Below are 20,666 nucleotides of genomic sequence, written 5' to 3'. Positions count from 1 at the left end.
CGTACGGGCCGAAAGGCTCTATGACACAGTGGAACCGGAGGAAGTCTCGTCCACATCGGCGATATCACGAACTGTGCTCGCCGTTGTCTCGGCGGCAGTCAGATCGGCGAGGATTCGAAGGGCCGCCTCGGAGGGGGAGCCCGGTTCGGCATTGAACACCGCGACACGCTGCCCCTCGTCCTCCGGGAGAGTCATGAACTCGGTCCTCAGCGTCATGCCACCCACCATGGGATGGTGGTAGATACGGGCGGCGCCACCGCAATCGCCCACCGTATGCGCGGCCCAAAGTCTCGCGAACTCGGGACTGCCGAGCGTCAATTCGCCGATCAGGCTGCCCAGGGCGGGCGCGCCGGGGTACCGCCCGGCGATCAGTCGCAGGTCGGCGACTGTGGACCTGGCCTTCCGGGGCCAGTCGTCATAGAGCTCACGCGTGTGCGGATCGAGGAATACCAAGCGGGCGATATTGGGCCGGTCGCCGGGGCGGTCCGGCGCGTCGAAATCGAGGTGACCGGCCAGCAGAGCGTGTGCCATCCGATTCCACGCGAGGACGTCGGCGAAGCGGCCCATGACCAGAGCGGGCACGTCCCCGAACGAGTCGATCATGAGCCGTACCCCCGGCCGCACCCGCTCGGGCTCGACTGCGCGGCGGCGACCCTTCGGCGTCGGCCGGGCCAGCGAGTACAGATGAGCACGCTCGGCCTCGTCCAAACGCAGGACGCGGGCAACGGCATCGAGAACGGCGTCCGAGGCATTGGGGCTTTGCCCTTGCTCGAGCCGGGTGTAGTAGCCGGCGCTCACCCCGGCGAGCTGAGCAAGCTCCTCGCGGCGCAGGCCCGGAACCCGGCGCCGCCCACCATAGGGGCGAAGCCCGGCATCGCCCGGTTGCAGCCGGGCTCGCCGCGATCGCAAGAACTCACCCAGCTCGGCGTGTGTGCTCATACCTACCAGTGTCGAGGATTCGCGGCCGGCGAGCCTGCACCTGCTGGATATACCCAGCGCGGGTGTACATCCAGCGGAGGCCTGGGTCCGGCAATTGCCCTGCCGCAGGCTGGTTTCCGGCACACCAGCCACGATCTGGACCGGAGAAAGAGGACACTATGAAGATTCTCGTGATCGGCGCGACGGGGACGATCGGCAGCGCCGTCGCCGAGGCCTTTACGGCACGCCATGACGTGGTGCGCGCCGCACGCCGCGGAGCGGTGCGGGTGGACCTGACGGACACCGCAACCATCGATGCTCTGTTCGCGCAGGTCGGAGCAGTGGACGCAGTGGTGTGCTGCGCCGTGAGCGGCGGACTGACCCCACTGGATGTCTTGTCCGACAGCGAATTCTGGCGCGGTCTCGACGGAAAACTTGTCGGGCAGGTGAATCTGGTTCGGCGCGCGCTCGCGCACATACGAGACGGCGGCTCGCTGACCCTCACCAGCGGCCGGTTCGCTGAGCCGGTCCCTGGAAGCTCGCTCGGCTACCTGATCAACGCGGGCTTGGAGGCATTCGTGCAGGCCGCGGCGACCGAGATGCCGCGCGGCGTGCGTCTCAATATCGTCAGCCCCGGCTGGGTGCGCGAGACCCTGGTCGGCCTGGGCATGAATCCTGCCGACGGCACCCCGGTCGTCGACGTCGCCCAGGCCTACATCGACGCCGTGCACGGCGATGCCCATGGCACGACAATCGACGTGAGCAGGTCGTGAAGGCGCTTGCTCACGGTGGCCTGCACGACGGCGAGCGGTGGTCGTAAGGTCGGTTGGTCCGGGGCGGTTTCCGAGATCGGCACGTGGGGCGGCGGGGTCTGCAACGGCGACGCTCGGCTTACCATCGACGTCGAGCAGGTCGACTATGCCCGCAATTGGGTCAGCAGCACACTCATGATCCCGATCTCCTGGCTCTGGGCCTGGAACATGGCGCGGGCCGCTTCCTTGACGGGCCCCGCTCGCAGGAGTTCATCGGCGGCTTCGGCCATGGTGGTTCCGCCTTCGTGGTGGCGAATCATCAGCTGCAGGAACAGGATTTCCGCGTCGCGGCCTTTGGCGGCCGCGAGTGTGTCTAGTTCGGCCATGGTGGCCATGCCCGGCATCGTCGTATCCCGGAGTGTGGTCGTCGCGGGCGAATGATGTTGTGGCGCAGTCCGTTCGGTATGCATCCAGGCCATCGGACGGGATGACAGCGGTGCCGCGTTGGCCAGGCGCAACCAGCCGAGCATGGTGCCGATTTCCATGCGCTGGGTGTCGGCGAGTTGCTGGGCCAGCCGCCGTACGGCGGGGCCGGCGCCGGGATCCAGACGCTGCACCATGAGCAGGGCCTGCTGGTGGTGTGCGGTCATATCCTGCGCGAAACCGACCTCCACCGTGTTGAGAACGGTTGCGGCCGTGGGGGTTTCCTCGAAGAGGAGCGGGCGCAGGGCCGCGCCGAGAACCAGCAGCGTGAATCCGGCCGCCGTCAGCGCGGCGAGCCGGATCCATCCGGGGATGTTCCGTTCCACGTTACGACCCGACGATGGACTGCTGATTCTCCGGCGCGGTGTACACGTCGTTGTCCAGTTGGAGCGCCATGAAGCCGTTGTCGGAGCAGGTGACGAACAGTTGGTTGCCGCGCCATTCCGGCGGCGAGAGGCACCAGTCGGTGGAGACATCACCGAAAGCGACGTGGCCGGAGCGCTGGGTGAGTGCGTCCCACGGGTTGAACTGGCCTTCGAGCACGGAGCGGGCCAGTGACGGCGCGGTCATGAACGGGACGCCGATGAGGGAGGCCAGGGCGTGCGGGGAATTCCACAGTTCCAGGTTGCGGCCGGTGCGGGCGGGCGGGTTGAAGTAGGCGATCTCCCGGATGGCGAACGGATCGCGGATATCGAAAACCCTGATGCCGGAGGAAATCCAGCCGCAGGCGAGCGCGGTCGGGTTCGCAGCGCGGTCGGCGGCGCAGTAGTGCGATTCGTAGGCGAAGATGGAGCCGCCCATCGAGGAGCCGATATTGCTGTCGATGTGTTGCGGCAGATTGATTTCCAGCTTGACCTTCGCCGCGACTTTGGGCTTGGTGTCGTCGGTGATGTCGATGAGTTTGACGCCGCCGGAACCGCCTTCGTCGACGGTGTACAGGTACGGCTTGCCGTCATAGGTGACCGGGACGCTGTGCTGGGTGGCCCAGCCGTCGGTCCAGAAGGTGCGGCCGATGTGGTGCACCTGCGGGTTCGGGTCGCGGCGCTGCACCGCGCTGATATCGAGCACGGTGAAACCGGCGAGCGCGGACAGATACATGCGGTTGCCGTCGGGACTGATGCCGAAACCGTGCGCTTCGATGCCGGTGAGTCCCTGCCAGATGACGCGCGGATGCGCGGGATCGGTGAGATCGACGGCGCTGACGAAACCGGGGGCGATACCGGAGGCCCAGTAGGTTCGGCCGTCGGGAGAGAAGCCGCCCTCGTGCGTCGTGATGGGCAGCGGCATCAGCAGATTGGTACCGGGGCCGGGGTTGAGCAGGCGGGGGTGAGCGCAATCGGAGATGTCGTAGACCGAGAGGTAGCCGACGCCCTCACCGACTGGGACACCGGTGCCGACGAGCAGTTTGCGCTCCGCGTTGACCTTCAAGCTTTCCCAGGTGCCCGCGAGCATGGCGGGTTCGGTGAGCGTGGCGGTCGGGCGCGGACGGGCCGGGTCGGAGACATCGAGAACCTGCACGCCGCGGCCCTCGCTGATCAGGTCGCCGGGGAAGAAGGAACCCAGGTAAGCGCAGTGTTCGAAGCTCGTGGAGGTGATACCCGCACCGCGACCGGCGAACTGGCCCAGCATCGACATATTGCAGCGGTAGCCCAGCGTGGAGCGTCCGCTGGTGCGATCGGCGGCCGGAACATCGCCTTGCAGACCGGGTTCCGGCATGGATCCCGGTCCGCAGTCGGCGCGCGGCACCGCGGTGCGGCCGACATCGAGGAGTTCTTGGACCGCGGTGCCGATATCGGAGTGCAGGTCGGCCGAGGCACTGTCCGGCAGCAACATGGCCGCGAGCACGCCCGCGGTGAGCAAGGCCAGCGGTTTCATGCGGCGCGGTCTCGTCGGTGAACGCATCGTCGCGTCTCCCAAATTTTCGTCGGTTCGAGTGCGTGCACACAGCCGACTCAGACAGTTGGCGTGCGAACTGACTGAATGGTAGTAACTGCCGGTAACTTCGGGCGCGGTTTCTGGGGATTCGCACCACAATGTGGGACGACCCCGGTGCGGACACCGGGGTCGTCCGACAGGGGGTGTCACAGACTGCCGAAGAACTCCCGGATGTCGGCGACAACGAGTTCGGGTGCCTCCAGTGCGAGATAGGCGCCGCCCCGGTCGAATTCGGTCCAGCGCGCCACGTTCGCGTCCCGCTCGGCCCAGCGGCGGATGGTGACGTCCCCGGCGGACAGCGCGAACGCGGTCGGCACGGTGACGCGCTCCTTCGGGCCCCACGCGGTCGGATCGTGGGCGACGTCGTGGTAGCTCTGCGCGATGGAACCCGAAGTGCCGGTGAACCATTGGATGCTCGCATCGGTGAGCATGCGATCCTTGGGAATGGCCTGCTCGGGGAGTTCCGCGCTCGAGTCGCTCCACTCCTTGAACTTCTCCACGATCCAGGCGAGCAGGCCGATGGGGGAGTCGTTGAGGCTGTGCGCGATGGTTTGGGGCCGGGTCGACATCATGATGTTGAACGCGAATCCGTCTTGCATGAACCGCTCGACGGTGGCCATCCGCGCCTGCTCGGCTTCGGTCAGTCCCTCGACATCCTCGCCGGGCATCGCGACATAGGCGTTGACGTGCAGGCCGATCATCCGGTCGGGCACCTGCCGGCCCAGCTCGAGTGAGACGTTGGCTCCGCCGCCACCGCCGTGCGCGCCGAAACGGTCATAGCCCAGCCGATCCATCAACTCCGCGAAGACCGAGGCGACCCGCGGGACCGTCCAACCGGTGCTGGTGAGCGGGGTGGAGAACCCGAAGCCCGGCATGAACGGCACCACGAGATGGAAGTCCCGCGAGAGCGGTTCGAGGACATCCAGCAGCCCCATCGCCGCACCCGGATTGTCGTGCAGCAACAGCAGCGCCTGCGCATCCGGCCGCTCGCTGCGGATGTGCTTGAAATGGATCGGCTGGCCCTGGATTTCCGTGATGAACTGCGGGAACTGGTTCAGCTCCGCTTCGACCTTCCGCCAATCGAATTCGTCGGCCCAGTACTGGGCGAGGCCTCGCAGGTAGTCGACCGGGACGCCCTTGCTCCAGTCGGCGCCGGGCAGCGCCGGCGTCCAGCGCGCCCGGCCGAGGCGGTCGCGGAGATCGTCGAGGTCGGCCTGGGCGATGTCGATCTGGAAGGGGCGGATGTCGTTCACGATGATCTCCTTGGAACGGAATGTTTTGTTCTGTTATGAGAGTAGCAGAATGATCCGTTCCGTTTCAAGAGGTGATCTCAGGCTGTTCGAGCCAGCAGCATCCGGTACGTCCCGAGCAGCTTCGTCCGGAGTAGCGCGGCGTGCTCGGCGATCTCGGACTGCCGGCGGACGTAGGTGGCGCGCCCGGCCGGGGTCTCGATGGGAATCGGTTCGTAGCCGTAGCCGGTGAGGTCGTACGGGCTGGCCCGCATGTCGAGTTCGCGGGCGGTGCAGGCGAGTTCGAAGGTGTCGAGGATCAGGTCCGAGGGGACCAGGGGTGCCAGCTTGAAACCCCATTTGTAGAGGTCCATATTGCCGTGCAGGCAGCCGGGCTGCTCCCGTTCGATCTGATCGGCGCGGGTCAGTGGCTGGGCATTGCGCCCGACAGCGTCGGGCGTGAAGAAGCGGAAAGCGTCATAGTGCGTGCAGCGCAACGACATCGACTCGACCACCGCGTCGGTGCCCGCGTGACCCAGCCGCAGAGGCACCTGCTGATGGCGGACATCCTCGGTGCGGTAGACCATCGCCCACTCGTGCAATCCGAAGCAGGACAGCTGAGCGGGCCGGGAGGCGGTGGCGCGCAACAGGTTCGCGGCGAACTCGATGGTGTCGCGGCGCTTCGCGAGGAAGGCCGGATCGGCGGTGTAGCCCGCGTCGACACGGTGATAGCCACGTGCGCCGTCGTATTCACGCGCGCCCGCGAGGACGATGCCGAAACCCGGGTGCCAGCGCCGTAATTGGGCGGGTTTGTGCCCGTAGTAGGTGAACAGGAAGTCGATCACCGGATGCGACGAGCCGGCGGCCCGCCGGTCGAGGTACGGGCCGACGAGCTTGTCGAGGCGGGCGCGGTGCTCGACGGCACGCGCCCGCCACTCGACCTCGGGCAGAACCTGGACGGTCATTCGGCCACGCGGTGGGTCCCGTCGCGCACGGTGCCGACGAACTCTTCGACCAGATCCTCCAGCGCCACGATGCCGATGGTGTTGCCGTGGTTGTCCACGACCCGGCCCAGGTGGCTGCTGGTGCGGCGCAAACGGGCCAGGGCCTCGTACAGCGTGGTGACCGCGCCCATCGTCGGCAACGGACGGATATCCGTGCGCGGGATGGGCGTACTCGGGCCCGCGTTTTCATCGGCGACCTTGTCCAGCACATCCTTGACGTGCAGGTAGCCGACCAGCGAGCCGTCGTCGGCGCGCACCGGATAGCGAGAGAACCCGGTCTCGGCGACGGCGTTTTCGATATCCCCGAGGGTGGTCCCGTTGCCGCGCAACGGCACCGAGCGGGTGGTGGCCAGCGGCACCATGACATCGGCGATGGTGCGATCGGAGGTGCCCAGCGCCTGGGTCAGGCGGCGGTGTTCCTCCTCGTCGAGCAGACCCTCGGACCGGGACTCGCCGATCATCTCGGCCAATTCGACGCTGGAGACGGTGGCCTGCAGCTCGTCCTTCGGTTCGATCCGCAGCATGCGCAGCGACAGGTTGGCGGCGAAGTTGTAGATCGCGATCAACGGCCGCGCCAGCCGCAGCCACGCCAGATGGATCGGAACCAGCAGCAGCGCACTGCGTTCCGGGCCGGCCAGCGCGATGTTCTTCGGAATCATCTCGCCGAACAGGATGTGCAGGATCACCACGATGGTGAGCGCGCCGGCGAACGCGACCGGATGCAGCAGCCCCTGCGGCAGGCCCAGCAACTCGAACGGGCCTTCGAGCAGGTGCGCCACCGCGGGCTCACCGACCCGGCCGAGCAGGATCGAGCAGATGGTGATGCCGAGCTGAGCCGCGGCCAGCATCATGGACAGGTTCTCCCCGGCGCGGATCACCGTGTCGGCGTTGCGTTTGCCCTGCGCCGCAAGGGCTTCCAGGCGGTCCCGACGTGCCGAGATCAACGCGAACTCGGCGGCGACGAAGAAGGCGTTGGCGGCCAGCAGTACGACCGTGAGCACGATTCCGAACAGATCACCCATGACTGTGCTCCGCGTGGTTGTACTCCGCCTGCGTCAATTCGGCCTGATCCGCCTGGTTGGCGTCATCGATGAGCTGCTGGGTCTTGCGGTCGGCTTTGCGTTCCCGCGCCTCCAGCGCCTCACCGGTGACCGGGATCAACCGCACGCGGTCGATCCGCCGCCCGTCCATCCGCTCTACCCGGGCGATCCAGCCGCCCTCCTCGGTCTCGTACGGATGCCGGTGATGGGCCGGCGAATTCGGCAGCACGACCTCGTCGTGCACGACCGGGATCCGGCCCAGCCGAGTGAGCACGAGCCCGCCCAGGGTTTCGTATTCGCCCTCGGGCGCGTCGTATCCGGTCGCCCGGGACACCTCGTCGATGCGCAGCAGACCCGAGCAGTCCCAGCCGTCGGCGACCCGGCGCACGTCGCGTTCCTCCTCGTCGTGCTCATCACGCACGTCGCCGAGGATCTCCTCGATCAAGTCCTCCATGGTGACGATGCCCGCGGTGCCGCCGTATTCGTCGACGACCAGCGCGACCTGCATGCCGTCGGCGCGGACGCGTTCGAGCACTTCGTCGCCGTCGAGACTGGCCGGGACGATCGGCACGGGCGCGGCGAGCCGGCGCAGCGGAATGGTGCGGCGGGCGCTCACCGGATGCAGGAACGCCTGTTTGACGTGCACGACGCCGAGGGTGTTGTCCAGGTCGCCGTCGATGACCGGGAACCGGGAATACCCGGTGCGTCCGGCGGCTTCGAGCAGGTCGGCGATCGTGTCGTCCTGATCCAGGGATTCGATCTTGACCCGGGGGGTCATCAATTCTTCGGCGCTGCGCTCACCGAACTGCAGCGAGCGGTCCACGACCTGCGCGGTGCGCTGATCCAGCGCGCCGCGCAGTGCGGAGGTGCGTACCAGCGAACCCAGCTCCTGCGGGGATCGGGCGGACCGCAATTCCTCGGCCGGTTCGACACCGACGCGGCGCACCACCCAGTTGGCGGTGTTGTTAAGGAAATTGATCATCCACTTGAACATCGTGGAGAACGCGACCATGGGGCCCGCGGTGAACCGCGCGGTGGCCATGGGCTTGGCGATCGCGATGTTCTTGGGCACCAGCTCGCCGTAGATCATCGACAGCGAGGTCGCCAGGACGAGCGCGAGAGCCAGCGAAATGCCTTGTGCGACACCTGCGCTGAGCCCCGCCGCACTGAACAACGGTGCGAGCAGGCGAGCCAGGATGGGTTCGGCGATGTAACCGGTGACCAAGGTCGTGATGGTGATGCCGAGCTGGGCGCCGGAGAGCTGAAACGACAGCGTGCGATGCGCTTGGCGGACCATGCGGGCCCGGCGGTCGCCGTCGCGGGCATGGGATTCGACGGTGCTGCGTTCGAGCGCGGTGAGGGAGAATTCCGCGGCGACGAACAGCGCGGTGCCGGCGGTCAGGGCGATGAACCCGACCAGACTGAGCACGGTGAGTACGACTGACACGATCAGCACCACCCGTCGCGGCCGCGTTGGGAGGGGTCGTCGGAATCGGCAGGGACTGTTGCGGGATGGAGGGCGCCGGGTTTGTCACCCGGCTCGGTAGAGGAGCCCTCCTTGGTGGCGCCCTTGGACGCGGGTGACAACTTGTTCCTTTCGGCGGGGGAAGAGCCGGATGTTCCGGCTGTGCCAATGATGGTACCGGCCCACGCGAGGCGACGCGTGGGCCGGTAACCGAATTCCGCGGGTGTGTCGAGCCCGAGCCCGACCAACCGGGTATTACCAGCCGCTGGGCAGCGGACGACCCTCGGCGAAGCCGGCCGCGGACTGCACGCCGAGCACCGCCTTGTCGGTGAACTGAGGCAGGCTGCGGGCGCCGGCATAGGTGCAGGCGCTGCGCACACCGGAGCAGATGTGATCGATCAGGTCCTCGACGCCGGGACGCTCCGGATCCAGACGCATCCGCGAGCTGGAGATGCCTTCCTCGAACAAGGCTTTGCGGGCCCGGTCGAATCCGCTGTCGGTGGCGGTGCGCGCGGCGACCGCGCGCTTGGAGGCCATGCCGAAGCTTTCCTTGTAGCGGTTGCCGTCGCGGTCGGTGCGCAGGTCGCCGGGCGATTCGTAGGTGCCGGCGAACCAGGAACCGATCATCACGTTGGCCGCGCCGGCCGCCAGAGCCAGAGCCACGTCTCGTGGGTGACGCACGCCACCATCGGCCCAGATGTGCACGCCGAGTTCCTTGGCGGCGGCGGCGCATTCGGCGACCGCCGAGAACTGCGGCCGGCCCACGCCGGTCATCATGCGGGTCGTGCACATGGCGCCGGGACCGACACCGACCTTGATGATGGTCGCGCCGGCGGCGGCGAGATCGCGCACGCCCTGGGCGGACACCACGTTGCCCGCGACCAGCGGGACACCGAGGCCCAGATCGGCCACGGTGCGCAGCGCTTCCAGCATCTTTTCCTGATGCCCGTGCGCGGTGTCCAGCACCAGCAGGTCGGCGCCGGCGTCGACCAGGGCCTTGGCCTTGGCGGCGACGTCACCATTGATGCCGACGGCGGCGGCGATGCGCAGCCGGCCGTTGGCGTCGACGTTGGGCTGGTAGATGCCCGCGCGAACGGTGCCGGTGCGGGTCATCACGCCGGCCAGCGTGCCGTCGTTCTTGGTGAGGACCGCGAACTTCGCGCGGCCCGCTTCGAGCAGTTCGAAGATCTCGCGCGGCGAGGTGTCGGCCGGCGCGGAGACGAAGTCGGTGTTCATCACGTCGTGCAGGCGGGCGAAGCGGTCGACATCGGTGCAAGCGGCTTCGGTGACGACGCCGACCGGCTTGTCGCCCTCGAGGACCACGACGGCGCCGTGCGCACGCTTGTGCATCAGGGCGATGGCCTCGGACACCGAACGCTCCGGGTCCAAGGTGACCGGGGTGTCGGCGGTGAGCGAGCGGCTCTTCACGAAGGCGATGGTGTCGGCGGCCGCGCTGATCGGCAGATCCTGCGGTAGCACCACGATGCCGCCGCGGCGGGCGACCGTCTCGGCCATCCGGCGGCCCGCGACCGCGGTCATGTTCGCCACGACGATCGGGATGGTGGTACCGGACCCATCGACGGTCGACAGATCTACGTCGAACCGGGACGCGACATCCGTCCGATTCGGGACGAGGAAGATGTCGTCGTAGGTCAGGTCGTAGGGCGGCTGATGGCCAGGGAGAAACTGCACTTGACCAATACTAACCGGCTTGCCGGAGTTCCGCGCAATCGCCCGGCATACCTGCCGCGACGATATGGTCTAGCGGTTGGAGTGGGTGCCCGTGGGTGGGCTGTTCGCGGAGTGTGGCATGGACGATGGGGTGCGGAGCGGCAGCTCGTGGGAGTTGAGCGAGCGGGACGGCGGATATCTCGCGGCGCGCTGGTGGCAGTGGGCGTTGTCGGCCCCCGCCGATCGCAGTCCGGTCGCCGACGAGACCGGCGAGCACGCGGCCTGGAATCAGTCCGCGGAGGTCTGGTTCCTCGCGGGTACCTATGGCGGGCGGGTCGTGCGCCGGTGCGCCGTGCCCTCGGGAAGGGCGCTGTTCTTCCCGGTGATCAATACGGTGCACACGATGCGGGTCTCGAAAGAGCCGCTGACCATGGACGTCGTCTCGGCGAAGGCCTATCTCAACGGTGTGCCGCTCGAGTTGCGTGAGTTCGTCTCGCCGCCCTTCTGGGCGAAGGTGCGGCCGCTGCGGGCCTCGCTGAGGCGTCGCCGCGCCTGGGGACTGTGGGCCGGGCTGGCTCCGCTGGTCCCCGGACATTACGTGCTGGAGATCAAAGCGAGCACCGGCGGCGGGTTCTGGGTCGACACGACCTACCACCTGACCGTCGACTGAGCCTTCAGGTCTCGGCCTGGGTGCGGGAGAGTCGAATCGTGGTGGCGCACATGACGATTACGGCTACCGCGATGGCGATGATCCCCAATCCGCTGGTGCGCAAGCGCTCGTCGAGGACGGTGAGGCCGAGGAAGGCCGCGGCCAGCGGCTCGGTGATGGTGACGGCGGGCAGTGAGGCGGCCAGCGGGCCCACGTGGAAGGCCTGCTGCTGGAGGTAGAGCCCGACGAGCCCGGCGGCGACCAACGCCCACGTCTGCCAATCGACGAGCAGAGGGAGAAAGCCGCGCGAGAACTGGCCGGCGACGCCGGCGGTGAGGGCCGCGGCCAAGCCATACAGCGAACCACCCGCGGCGCCGAACAGCAGGGCGCGGCGGGTCGGGTCGCTACGGAGCCCGGCAAGCACCGCGATCGCTATCAGCCCCAACAGGATCGCCAGCGGCCACAACCAATCGCTCAGCGCCGCAGTCGGATTGCCTTCGGTCGGGTCGCCGATAATGAGAAATCCGGCCAGCGCGGCAACCAGCGCGAGCGCCATGCCCCAGGTGCGAGCGGAAACCCGGCGAGCATTGAGGCGCGCCGAGAGCGGCAACGCGAAAACCAAAGCGCTCACCAGAATCGGCTGTACCAGCAGAACCGGTCCGAGCGCGAGCGCGGCCACCTGCATGGCGTAGCCGCCCGCGTCCCCGATGATCGCGGCCCACCAGCGCGGGTTCCGCACCAGCGAACCCAGCAGAGACGCACCCTCCGGCACCGCCGCGGCCGCCCGCTGCTGAGCAACGGCAGCGACCGCGAACAGCAGGGCAGCGACAAGCGCGCAGAGGATGGCGGCTAGCGGATGATGTGGCACGGGCACAGTGTCCACCGCGCGATGCGCTGAGGTGATCAAACTCGAACGCGATCGGCGCGTCCTGGTTGAGTGCCTGGATGCCGATTGCTCGGAGCCCAGGGCGCAGATCACCGCGATGGGCAGCAAGTCGTAACTGTCGGGCAGGTCGAGGCTGTTCTCGCCGCGCGCCTGTTGTCGCGGGTGTTCGGCGACATCGGTGGTGCGCAGCTCGAGTATCGAGGCTTCCAACGCTGAGCGGCAACATTTCGGAAAGTGTCGCTCAGCGTTGGTATACACCGTATTCGGGCCGGGGCCTACCAGCGCAGGCTAGTTTGCTCCGCGGTTGCGGTGGGCCGGGGAGCCCTGGGGGCGACCGGCGCGGCGACGCGCGTTTCCGGGCGTGTCAGTGCCACTCGCGCGCGTCGCGCGACCGGTGGACGCGGCCCCGGTGGAACGGCTGTGGGCACCAGTCGATTTGGGCGCGGTGGCGGTGCGAGCGCCACTCTCAGCACGCGCGGGAGTGCTCGTACCGCGGACTGCACCGGCGGTGCGGCCAGCGGATCCTGCGCCACGGCTCGCGCCGCCAGTGGACCCGCGCGTCGCGCCCGAGCGGCCGGAACCTGTTGCGGGACGGCCGGATCCGTCGGAACGGCGCGAGGACGCGTAACCGTTGGAGTCGGCGCTGCCGTCGCGGCGGGGTCGGCCGCCGCCGGTGGAACGGCCGCCGGTCCTGGGCGCGTTTACCGCGGGCGCGGCCGCCGGTGCGATCGGCACGCCCGAAGGCTGCTTGGCACCGGTGATCTCGATCAGCTTTCGGTCGCCCGGTCGCACCGTCACGCCGACGACGTCGACGCCCGCCTTGCGGGTCATCTTCTCCACCTCGGCGCGCTCCTCGGTGGTGACCAGCGTGACGACCACACCGTCCTCGCCGGCGCGCGCGGTGCGGCCCGCGCGGTGCAGGTAGGCCTTGGACTCGGCGGGCGGATCCACATGCACGACAAGGGAAATGCCGTCGATGTGGATGCCGCGCGCGGCGACGTCGGTGACGACCAGCACGGGAGTGGTGCCGTCGGCGAACGCGGCCAGGGTGCGTTCGCGATTGTTCTGAGCCTTGCCACCGTGCATCGCGCCGGCGTTGACGCCCGCACCGCGCAACTGCTTGGCCAGACGGTCCGCGCCGTGCTTGGTGCGCACGAACATGATGGTCAGGCCGTCACGGGCGGCGATCTCGGTGGCCACCGCGCGCTTGTCGAACTTGTCGCGCACGTAGAGCAGGTGGTGCGACATGGTCGAGACCGAGGCCGAGGCGGGCGCGGTGGAATGCGTGACGGGGGAGTGCAGGTACTTCTTGACCAGTTTGTCGACGTCGCCGTCGAGGGTGGCCGAGAACAGCAGGCGCTGACCGTCTTTCGGGGTGCGATCGAGCAGCTTGGTGACCTGGGGAAGGAAGCCCATGTCGGCCATGTGGTCGGCTTCGTCGAGCGCGGTGATGCGCACGTCGGACAGGTCCGCGGAGCGCTGCTTGATCAGGTCTTCCAGGCGACCGGGCGTGGCGATGAGCAGATCGACGCCGCGCGCGAGCCGGTCGGCCTGGCGCTTGATGGGCGCGCCGCCGACGACGGAGGCGATGCGCAGGCCGAGCGCGAGCGCGAGCTCGTCGAGGGCGCGTTCGATCTGGGTGGCCAGCTCGCGGGTGGGCACCAGCACGAGGCCGCGCGGGCGGCCGGGCTTGGCGCCGGCATTACCGGCCAGCAGGGTCAGCATCGGCAGGCCGAAAGCGAGGGTTTTGCCGGAGCCGGTGGGCCCGCGTCCGAGGACGTCTTTGCCCGCCAGCGCGTCGCGGCAGGTGGCGGCCTGGATGGGGAAGGGCGCCTCGATCCCGTTGCGGCGCAACGTCTGGACGAGGACGGCGGGTAGTCCCAGCTCCGCGAAGGTCACGGCGGGGGCCGTGGTGGCAGGAGTCGAGGGGGTCAAGTGGTGCCTTTCGTGTTCAGCGCAACTCGCACTGTTCGGAGTCGGTGAACACGGTTGAGGTTCACCGCACGGTGCGCCGTTTTCGGGCACTCGTGGTCGATAGCGAAGATCGGGGTCGGGCGGTACATGGTCCAGCCGAACGTGGAGAGCCGATCGAACCGATCGAGCCGGAGTCAGCTTCGGAAAAGCCGACCGATCTCGACCAGCCAGGGTACCGCGACGGCGAGCGTCGGCACCACCAGGATCGCGGCGGAGCCCAGGTAAGCGGCCGACGCGAGACGCAGATCACCGATCTGTCCGCTCAAGCGCTGGATACGGATGAGCGTGGTCGGCCCGCCCGCGGCGAGCGCGCCCTGCGGCGCGGTGGACTTGGCGCACGCGACCAGCGCGCGCGCCAGCGGCTTGGGCCCGGTGACCTTGACCGCGGAATCGTCGGCGAGTAATTCGATGAGCAATTTGACCGAACCGAGCGCGGCTTTCGAGCGCACCACCCGCGGAAACGCCTCGTGCACGGCGGTGAACGCTTCGAGCACCAGATCGTGGCGGGCGCGCAGATGGGAGCGTTCATGGCTGACGATCGCGGTGACCTCGGCGTCGTCGAGGTTGGTCAGCGTGCCTTCGCTGAGCACCACCCGCTGGCGTAGCCCCGGGAGGCAGTAGGCGATCGGTTCGGTGGCGGCGAGCACCCGGATATCGGCCGCGCGCCGGTGCGGACCGCTCTGATCGAGCAGATCGACCAGCATGCGATGCCGGTTGCGCCGCCGCCGGGTATGCACGCCCACCCGGATGACGGAGAAGATCAGGCGCGCGCCGACCAGCAGCGTCAGTGCGAACACCGTCACGTAAGCCAGCCACAGCGGCAGCCCGAGCACGTCGATCTCCGCGGTGGGGGAGGTGGTCGGGCGGCCGTCGGGTCCCGGCACCAGCAATTCGGCCGCGATGGCCAAGCCGGAACCGAACGCGGAGAGCACGGCGGCCAGCGCGATGGCCTGCCACAACACGAGTGCCGCGCGCGGTACCCGGTAAGGCCAGGTCGAGCGGCTCAGCAGAGCTGGAGCAGGCCCCGCGAGAAGCAAAGCGAGTCCGGCGAATACCGGCGCGGTTGCGTTCATCGACTCAGCTCACTGCGTTGTGGGGCCTGGGACGCGAGGAGTTTACGTCCCCTCGTTGTCTTCGAGCTTAGCGAGTGCCTCGCGCAACGCGTCGGCTTCGTCGCGTCCGACCTGCTCGACGAAGTGTACGAGTGCCGCTGCGCGGCTGCCCTTTTCCTCCGCTTGCTGGAGCGCGTCGAACATCAGGCTCGCCACGAGCTCGTCGCGGGTGTGCACCGGCGCATAACGATGGGCCCGATCATCGCGGCGCTGAACCACCAGGTTCTTCTTCGCCAGACGCTGCAGCACGGTCATCACCGTGGTGTAGGCAAGCTCGCGACGTGCGGCCAATGCCTCGTGCACCTGCCGTACCGTTTGCGGTTCGTCGCTGGACCACAGCTGGTCCATGACCGCTTTCTCGAGTTCACCAAGTCCTGCCATCCCACAAGTTTACGGACTCAACGACACAATTGCGTACTACACGATGTCGTAACTGTCTGATTGCTGTGTGGGATTCGTCATAGTCCGGCCGACACTGTATTACTTCACTCGCGTGGACGCCAAAACATGCCGCGTGCCGATCGGCACGATCATGGGACGCCCCGAGACCGGATCCTCGAGCACCGTCGCGCTCAACCCGAAGACCTCCTGCAACAATTCGGCACTGATGATGTCGCCGGGCGCGCCCTGGGCGATGATCTGCCCGGCGCGCATAACGATCAACTGATCGCTGTAGCGGATCGCGAGATTCAGATCGTGCAGCACCATCACCACGGTGCGGCCCATGTCGTCGTGCAACCGGTCCACCAGATCGAGCACTTCCAGCGAGTGCGCGAGGTCGAGGTAGGTGGTCGGCTCGTCGAGCAACAGGATGTCGGTGCCCTGGGCCAGCGCCATGGAGATCCAGGCACGCTGGCGCTGACCGCCGGAGAGTTCGTCGAGCGGGCGGTCGGCGAGATCGGCGATGCCGGTCTGCTCGAGCGCGGTCAGCACCTCGGCCTCGTCGGTCGCCGACCACTGCCGCAGCCAGGACTGATGCGGATGCCGACCGCGAGCTACGAGATCGGCGACGGTGAGACCCTCGGGCGCGACCGGGGTCTGCGGCAGCATGCCGACGACTCGCGCCACATCCTTGGTCTTCATCGACGAGATCGCCTTGCCGTCCAACACTACTCGGCCCTCATGCGGTTTGAGCAACCGGCCCAGCGAGCGCAGCAGCGTCGACTTGCCGCAGCCGTTGGGTCCGATGACGGTGGTGACGACGCCGGGGGCGATGTCGAGGGTGAGCCCGTCGACGATGACCCGGTCGCCGTAACCGAGGGTGACTTCCTCGGCGGCCAGTCGGTGATCGGGATTCGCGGTGGTCATGACAGGGTCGCCTTCCGATTCATACGCACAAGCAAATACAACAGGAACGGTCCGCCGCACGCGGCGGTGAGGATGCCCGCGGGCAGGTCGACGGGAAACAAGGTGCGAGCCGCCACGTCCGAGCCCACCACGCCGAGGGCGCCGACGAGCGCCGAGCCGACAAGCGGTTCGCCGGGGGTTCGCAGCAGGCGCCGCGCGATCTGCGGTGCGGCCAGCGCTACGAACGAGATCGGTCCGACGGCGGCGGTCGCGATCGAGGCCGCCGCCACGGCCGCGCCGATCAGCAGCGCCTGCTGGGTTTGGATGCGCACACCGAGTACCCGGCTGGTTTCGTGGCCGAGGCGCAGTGCGGCCAAGGTGCGCGCCGAGATCAGCGCGACCGCGGCGACCAGCGCCAGCGCCAAGGCGGTCGGCACGAGTCTGCCCTGGTCGACGGCGTTCAGCGAGCCGGTCAACCATTGCTGCGCCCGCATCGCGTCCAGCAGCGACGCGCGGGCGACCAGCCAGCTCAGGGCGGCGACCATGACCGCGTTCACGCCGATGCCGACGAGCACCAACCGCAAACCGGTCGCGCCGCTTTCGCCGGTCCGGCCGCGGCCCCAGGCCAGCAGATAGATCAGCATCGCGGTGAGCAGACCGCAGGCGAGCGCGGCCAGCGGCGCGCCGATGGTGGCCGCGAAACCCGTTGTCGCGCCGGTGCCGACGATGACGGCGACCGCGCCGACGCTCGCGCCGGTCGTGATGCCGAGCATGTCGGGGCCGGCCAGCGGGTTGTGCAGAATCGACTGCGTGATCGCGCCCGACATGCCCAGCGCGGCGCCGACGAGTACCGCGGTGAGCGCGCGCGGCAGACGCGATTCCAGGACGATGAACCGCTGCGAGCGGGTCCCGCCGCCGGACAACACATCGAGCACCCGGCTCAGCGGGATCGGCGAATCGCCTTGTGCCACATGCCAGCAGAATGCCACCGACAGCAATGCCGCGAGCATGACGATGATCGTCACCATCGCGGGCCGCCACACCAGCGATATCGGCCCGACCCGGGCGGCAGGCCGAACATTCTGCAGCACAGTGTGTTCCGTGACCGTCACAGGCTCACCAGCTTCCGGCGGCGCACATGAGCGATGAAGAACGGTGCCCCGATAGCCGCGAGCATAACGCCGACCTCGAGTTCACCCGGCCGGTTGACGACCCGGCCCGCGATGTCGGCGACGAGGAGGAGCAGCCCGCCGAGCAGCCCGGAACAGGGGATCAGCCAGCGGTAATCGGGTCCGGTGAGCACGCGCGCGAGATGCGGCACGATCAGCCCCAAGAACACGATCGGACCGATCGCGGCGGTGGCCGCGCCGCACAGCAGGACGATCGCGGCGAGACCCAATGCCCGGCTGCGACCGATGTGCACGCCGAGACCGCGCGCCACCTCGTCACCGAGGGTGAGCAGGTTCAGGCCGGGCGCGGCGGCCACCGCCAGGACCGAACCGATCATCAGGAACGGCAATACCTGCCAGAACACCTGGGCGTCACGTCCGGCGACAGTGCCGACCACCCAGAATCGGTAGGTGTCGAGTGCGGCGGGGTCCAGCAGCACAACGGCATTCGTCATCGCTTGCAGGAACGCGGCTACGGCAGCGCCCGCCAGTACGAGGCTCAACGGACTGGCCTTGCCGCCGCCCAGCGAGGACGCGCCGAAGACCACCAGTCCGGCGAGCAATGTCCCGGCGAAGGCGAAACCGATGTACTGCCGCGGAGCAGTGAAGCTGAACAGGTAGACGCTCAACGCGGCGAGAAAGGCCGCCCCCGAGTTCAATCCGAGCAGCCCGGCGTCGGAGAGCGGGTTGCGGGTGTAGCCCTGGATCAGCGCGCCGGTGATGCCGAGCGCGAGGCCGCACACCAGGGCGAGTGCCGTGCGGGGCAGCCGGAGTCCGCGCACGATCTCCTCCGCCGTCGACCGCGCGGGGCATTCGAACGGCCCGCTCGCGCAGGTCAGCGCGGTGTGTACGGCGTCGTAAACCGTGGCCGGAGAAAGGGATCGGGTTCCGACGGCAATACTCGCCAGCGCCGCGAGACAGAGCAGCGCGGCGCTGAGGAGAAGTCCGATCCGGCGTCGTCGCCTGATCGTGCCGAGGAGTGTCACTGGGTGGAACTTCTCCTGACTGATTCAACATTCACTCTTGCTAGGTCTGGTAAGGCTAACCTATGTTCGGTGTCGACCCACAACGGAGCCGACACCGAGGAGGTTCGATGCTCGAGCCCATGACCATCCGCTCGCAGCAGCCGTTCGACCGCGCCTGCACCCGATTGCGTGCGCTGCAACCGGAACATCCGCGCGTCTACGCCGTTGCCGACATGGCTGATCAGGGCAAGCGGCGCTGGTGGCAGCTCGCCACCGGGCTGGGTGAGGGTCGCATCGAGCTGATGTACCGACGGCATGCCGCGGAGATGATCAGTGCGGACATCGCCGCCGAAGTCGTTGCGACGGCGCTGATCCACGCGGTGATCGGCCGGGTGAGCGCCCTGCTGATGGTCGAGGGCCGGGCCTGGGATCCCGGACTCGAGAACCTGTGGATCCACAACGACAACGACGGCGGGATCGACTGGGCGGGCTTGGTGGACACCACGATTCGCGTGCTGCCCGGTGATCGCCTGGCGGGTGAATCCGGCGTGGTGACCTTCCCCTGTGAGCGGGCGATGTATGTGTGGCTGGCGCATCGCTGCGCCTCCTCGCTGACGTTGATCCAGCAGGCGCTGGCGCGGTGCGCCGGTCTGGGGGCGCGGCGGTTCTGGGCGCTGGTCGGTGAATCCATTGTCGGCGCAAGCACTTACGTGCCGGAACTGGCCCGCACCAGCCCGGTCGAGGCGGCCCGGCGCGGTCAGGGGCTGCTGATGGCACTGGAGGAACGCGGCTTGCCGGTGCGGCGCAGCCCCTCCGTCGTGCCAGACACTTGCCAACTTAGGTAAGCCTGACCTATACTCGTTTTCGGCGTTCGGATCGAGCGGGAGTCCCGAGGGCTGCGGTCGACTCCCCGTTCCTTGCCGCGGCGGGCTCCACCTTCGGGTGGGGCCCGCCGCTCTGTTTAGGCTCTGAGTTATGACCGACAAACCGCTTGCGCCCACCTCGATCGGCGAACTGACACCCGAGATGATGACCAAGTACAGCGAGGGCACCTTCACCGATCTGATCGGGCTGCGCTTCACCGAGGTGGGGCCCGACCGGGTGTGCGGCGAATGGGTGGTGAAGCCGCACCTGTACCAGCCGGCCGGGATTCAGAACGGCGGCGTGCTGTGCACCGTCATCGAATCGCTGGCCAGCACCGGCGGTCAGTACTGGTACGGCGACCAGGGCAATGTCGTCGGCGTCAACAACAACACCGACTTCCTGCGCGCCGTGAGCGCGGGCACCCTGACCGCCGAGGCCACGCCGATCCACCGCGGGCGGCTGCAGCAGCTGTGGCAGGTCGTCGTCACCGACGAACAGGACCGGGTCATCGCGCGCGGGCAGGTGCGGTTGCAAAACCTGCCCAAGCGAAGCTGAGGCCGACGCTCGTCCCACACCGGCGGCACGGGCGTGCCAGAATGTCCGTCACCCATCCCTTCCGACCGGCGAGGAGCCCGGATGCGACTGTCACCGCACGAGCAGGAGCGGCTGCTGCTCAGCTACGCGGCCGAACTGGCCCGGCGCCGGCAGGCCCGCGGACTCAAGCTGAACCACCCCGAGGCGGTCGCGCTGATCACCGATCACGTGCTCGAAGGGGCCCGCGACGGACGCACGGTCGCCGAACTCATGTCCTCGGGTCGCACCGTGCTCGCGCGCACCGATGTCATGGCGGGTGTGCCGGAGATGATTCACGACGTTCAGGTCGAAGCCACCTTCCCGGACGGCACCAAGCTCGTCACCGTCCACAATCCGATCGGATAGCGCGTGATTCCCGGTGAATACCTGTGCGCCGAAGGCGCTATCGAGCTGAACGCCGGCGCTGAGCGACTCGCGCTCGAAGTCGTCAATACCGGCGATCGACCGGTGCAGGTCGGCAGCCACGTGCATTTCCCGCAGTCCAACGCCGCCCTGGAATTCGACCGCGCCGCCGCCTACGGGCACCGCCTCGATATTCCCGCCGGCACCGCTGTGCGCTTCGAACCCGGTCTGGCCCAGCGGGTATCGCTGGTTCCACTGGGCGGCACCCGGGAAGTGCACGGCATCAGCCTGGACCCGCCCGGCCACCTGGATTCGACAAGGTAGGAC

Annotated in this window: 21 protein-coding genes and 1 pseudogene; 7 read left to right on the top strand and 15 right to left on the bottom strand. The window is 68.1% G+C overall.

Annotated features, from left to right (window positions below):
- Positions 1-18: 18 nt before the first annotated feature.
- Complete coding sequence (locus BJ987_RS26200) at positions 19-939, bottom strand: helix-turn-helix transcriptional regulator (RefSeq protein WP_209895143.1); 921 nt, start codon at positions 937-939, stop codon at positions 19-21.
- A 158-nt stretch (positions 940-1,097) separates the two neighbouring features.
- Here BJ987_RS26200 and BJ987_RS26195 point away from each other — a divergent pair, with 158 nt between their 5' ends.
- Both BJ987_RS26195 and BJ987_RS37460 read left to right on the top strand, forming a co-directional pair.
- Positions 1,098-1,691 (top strand): short chain dehydrogenase, encoded by a 594-nt coding sequence (locus BJ987_RS26195; protein WP_209895141.1) that lies wholly within the window; start codon positions 1,098-1,100, stop codon positions 1,689-1,691.
- 42 nt (positions 1,692-1,733) lie between these two features.
- A pseudogene (locus BJ987_RS37460) lies at positions 1,734-1,835 on the top strand (nucleotidyltransferase domain-containing protein); the annotation flags it as partial.
- On the opposite strand, the gene BJ987_RS26190 reads toward BJ987_RS37460, so the two are convergent.
- From BJ987_RS26190 to BJ987_RS26160, 7 genes are all read right to left on the bottom strand, one after another.
- Entirely contained in the window at positions 1,835-2,479 is a 645-nt protein-coding gene (locus tag BJ987_RS26190; protein ID WP_307869764.1) for a DUF305 domain-containing protein, read from the bottom strand. The pseudogene BJ987_RS37460 and the gene BJ987_RS26190 sit on opposite strands and share 1 nt — an antisense overlap.
- 1 nt (position 2,480) lies before the next feature.
- Positions 2,481-4,055 (bottom strand): LVIVD repeat-containing protein, encoded by a 1,575-nt coding sequence (locus BJ987_RS26185; RefSeq protein ID WP_209895139.1) that lies wholly within the window; start codon positions 4,053-4,055, stop codon positions 2,481-2,483.
- A gap of 179 nt (positions 4,056-4,234) precedes the next feature.
- Positions 4,235-5,341 carry an epoxide hydrolase family protein gene (locus BJ987_RS26180; RefSeq protein WP_307869763.1) on the bottom strand — a complete coding sequence of 369 codons (1,107 nt, stop codon included), beginning with the start codon at positions 5,339-5,341 and terminating at the stop codon, positions 4,235-4,237.
- 77 nt (positions 5,342-5,418) lie between these two features.
- Positions 5,419-6,282: a 3-methyladenine DNA glycosylase gene (locus BJ987_RS26175; RefSeq protein ID WP_209895137.1), complete on the bottom strand. Its 864-nt coding sequence runs from the start codon at positions 6,280-6,282 to the stop codon at positions 5,419-5,421.
- Positions 6,279-7,343 (bottom strand): hemolysin family protein, encoded by a 1,065-nt coding sequence (locus BJ987_RS26170; protein WP_209895135.1) that lies wholly within the window; start codon positions 7,341-7,343, stop codon positions 6,279-6,281. Before BJ987_RS26170 ends, BJ987_RS26175 begins: the two co-directional genes overlap by 4 nt.
- Complete coding sequence (locus BJ987_RS26165; RefSeq protein WP_209895133.1) at positions 7,336-8,808, bottom strand: hemolysin family protein; 1,473 nt, start codon at positions 8,806-8,808, stop codon at positions 7,336-7,338. The genes BJ987_RS26170 and BJ987_RS26165 overlap by 8 nt, the downstream gene beginning before the upstream one ends.
- Before the next feature lie 273 nt (positions 8,809-9,081).
- Entirely contained in the window at positions 9,082-10,518 is a 1,437-nt protein-coding gene (locus tag BJ987_RS26160) for a GuaB1 family IMP dehydrogenase-related protein (RefSeq protein WP_209895131.1), read from the bottom strand.
- 118 nt (positions 10,519-10,636) lie between these two features.
- Between BJ987_RS26160 and BJ987_RS26155 the strand changes: the two genes are divergently transcribed.
- A complete protein-coding gene (locus tag BJ987_RS26155) occupies positions 10,637-11,167 on the top strand; it encodes a hypothetical protein (protein ID WP_209895129.1) in 531 nt (176 codons plus the stop codon).
- 4 nt (positions 11,168-11,171) lie between these two features.
- Here BJ987_RS26155 and BJ987_RS26150 read toward each other — a convergent pair whose 3' ends face one another.
- The 7 genes from BJ987_RS26150 to BJ987_RS26120 form a co-directional block, all read right to left on the bottom strand.
- Positions 11,172-12,014 carry a DMT family transporter gene (locus tag BJ987_RS26150; protein WP_209899112.1) on the bottom strand — a complete coding sequence of 281 codons (843 nt, stop codon included), beginning with the start codon at positions 12,012-12,014 and terminating at the stop codon, positions 11,172-11,174.
- A gap of 306 nt (positions 12,015-12,320) precedes the next feature.
- The gene (locus tag BJ987_RS26145) at positions 12,321-13,967 is read right to left on the bottom strand and encodes a DEAD/DEAH box helicase (RefSeq protein ID WP_209895127.1); all 1,647 of its coding nucleotides are present in this window, start codon (positions 13,965-13,967) and stop codon (positions 12,321-12,323) included.
- Positions 13,968-14,140: 173 nt separating this feature from the next.
- The gene (locus tag BJ987_RS26140; protein WP_209895125.1) at positions 14,141-15,079 is read right to left on the bottom strand and encodes a M56 family metallopeptidase; all 939 of its coding nucleotides are present in this window, start codon (positions 15,077-15,079) and stop codon (positions 14,141-14,143) included.
- Between the two features lie 42 nt (positions 15,080-15,121).
- Positions 15,122-15,499: a BlaI/MecI/CopY family transcriptional regulator gene (locus BJ987_RS26135; protein WP_209895123.1), complete on the bottom strand. Its 378-nt coding sequence runs from the start codon at positions 15,497-15,499 to the stop codon at positions 15,122-15,124.
- A gap of 99 nt (positions 15,500-15,598) precedes the next feature.
- Entirely contained in the window at positions 15,599-16,426 is an 828-nt protein-coding gene (locus BJ987_RS26130) for an ABC transporter ATP-binding protein (RefSeq protein WP_209895121.1), read from the bottom strand.
- A complete protein-coding gene (locus tag BJ987_RS26125) occupies positions 16,423-17,496 on the bottom strand; it encodes a FecCD family ABC transporter permease (protein ID WP_307869762.1) in 1,074 nt (357 codons plus the stop codon). Before BJ987_RS26125 ends, BJ987_RS26130 begins: the two co-directional genes overlap by 4 nt.
- A 17-nt stretch (positions 17,497-17,513) precedes the next feature.
- Positions 17,514-18,560: a FecCD family ABC transporter permease gene (locus tag BJ987_RS26120; protein ID WP_209895119.1), complete on the bottom strand. Its 1,047-nt coding sequence runs from the start codon at positions 18,558-18,560 to the stop codon at positions 17,514-17,516.
- A gap of 107 nt (positions 18,561-18,667) precedes the next feature.
- Between BJ987_RS26120 and BJ987_RS26115 the strand changes: the two genes are divergently transcribed.
- The 4 genes from BJ987_RS26115 (at position 18,668) to BJ987_RS26100 (ending at position 20,663) form a co-directional block, all read left to right on the top strand.
- Complete coding sequence (locus tag BJ987_RS26115; protein ID WP_245366132.1) at positions 18,668-19,384, top strand: hypothetical protein; 717 nt, start codon at positions 18,668-18,670, stop codon at positions 19,382-19,384.
- 181 nt (positions 19,385-19,565) lie between these two features.
- Positions 19,566-19,958, top strand: coding sequence for a PaaI family thioesterase (locus BJ987_RS26110; protein ID WP_245367500.1), 393 nt, complete (start codon positions 19,566-19,568; stop codon positions 19,956-19,958).
- 81 nt (positions 19,959-20,039) lie between these two features.
- On the top strand, positions 20,040-20,342 hold the full coding sequence (locus BJ987_RS26105) for an urease subunit gamma (RefSeq protein WP_209895115.1): 303 nt from the start codon (positions 20,040-20,042) through the stop codon (positions 20,340-20,342).
- Between the two features lie 3 nt (positions 20,343-20,345).
- A complete protein-coding gene (locus tag BJ987_RS26100) occupies positions 20,346-20,663 on the top strand; it encodes an urease subunit beta (protein ID WP_209895113.1) in 318 nt (105 codons plus the stop codon).
- Positions 20,664-20,666 lie beyond the last annotated feature (3 nt).

It is taken from the genome of Nocardia goodfellowii (assembly GCF_017875645.1).
GTDB classification, from domain to species: domain Bacteria; phylum Actinomycetota; class Actinomycetes; order Mycobacteriales; family Mycobacteriaceae; genus Nocardia; species Nocardia goodfellowii.
This window is presented reverse-complemented; position numbering and strand designations above follow the sequence as displayed.

What these genes read in the sequence shown, in the direction of transcription:
- BJ987_RS26195 (WP_209895141.1), top strand. Translation starts at nt 1,098, where the DNA reads ATGAAGATTCTCGTGATCGGCGCGACGGGGACGATCGGCAGCGCCGTC.
- BJ987_RS26175 (WP_209895137.1), bottom strand. Translation starts at nt 6,282, where the DNA reads ATGACCGTCCAGGTTCTGCCCGAGGTCGAGTGGCGGGCGCGTGCCGTC.
- BJ987_RS26135 (WP_209895123.1), bottom strand. Translation starts at nt 15,499, where the DNA reads ATGGCAGGACTTGGTGAACTCGAGAAAGCGGTCATGGACCAGCTGTGG.
- BJ987_RS26140 (WP_209895125.1), bottom strand. Translation starts at nt 15,079, where the DNA reads ATGAACGCAACCGCGCCGGTATTCGCCGGACTCGCTTTGCTTCTCGCG.
- BJ987_RS26185 (WP_209895139.1), bottom strand. Translation starts at nt 4,055, where the DNA reads ATGCGTTCACCGACGAGACCGCGCCGCATGAAACCGCTGGCCTTGCTC.
- BJ987_RS26115 (WP_245366132.1), top strand. Translation starts at nt 18,668, where the DNA reads ATGCTCGAGCCCATGACCATCCGCTCGCAGCAGCCGTTCGACCGCGCC.
- BJ987_RS26130 (WP_209895121.1), bottom strand. Translation starts at nt 16,426, where the DNA reads ATGACCACCGCGAATCCCGATCACCGACTGGCCGCCGAGGAAGTCACC.
- BJ987_RS26170 (WP_209895135.1), bottom strand. Translation starts at nt 7,343, where the DNA reads ATGGGTGATCTGTTCGGAATCGTGCTCACGGTCGTACTGCTGGCCGCC.
- BJ987_RS26105 (WP_209895115.1), top strand. Translation starts at nt 20,040, where the DNA reads ATGCGACTGTCACCGCACGAGCAGGAGCGGCTGCTGCTCAGCTACGCG.
- BJ987_RS26200 (WP_209895143.1), bottom strand. Translation starts at nt 939, where the DNA reads ATGAGCACACACGCCGAGCTGGGTGAGTTCTTGCGATCGCGGCGAGCC.
- BJ987_RS26155 (WP_209895129.1), top strand. Translation starts at nt 10,637, where the DNA reads ATGGACGATGGGGTGCGGAGCGGCAGCTCGTGGGAGTTGAGCGAGCGG.
- BJ987_RS26110 (WP_245367500.1), top strand. Translation starts at nt 19,566, where the DNA reads ATGATGACCAAGTACAGCGAGGGCACCTTCACCGATCTGATCGGGCTG.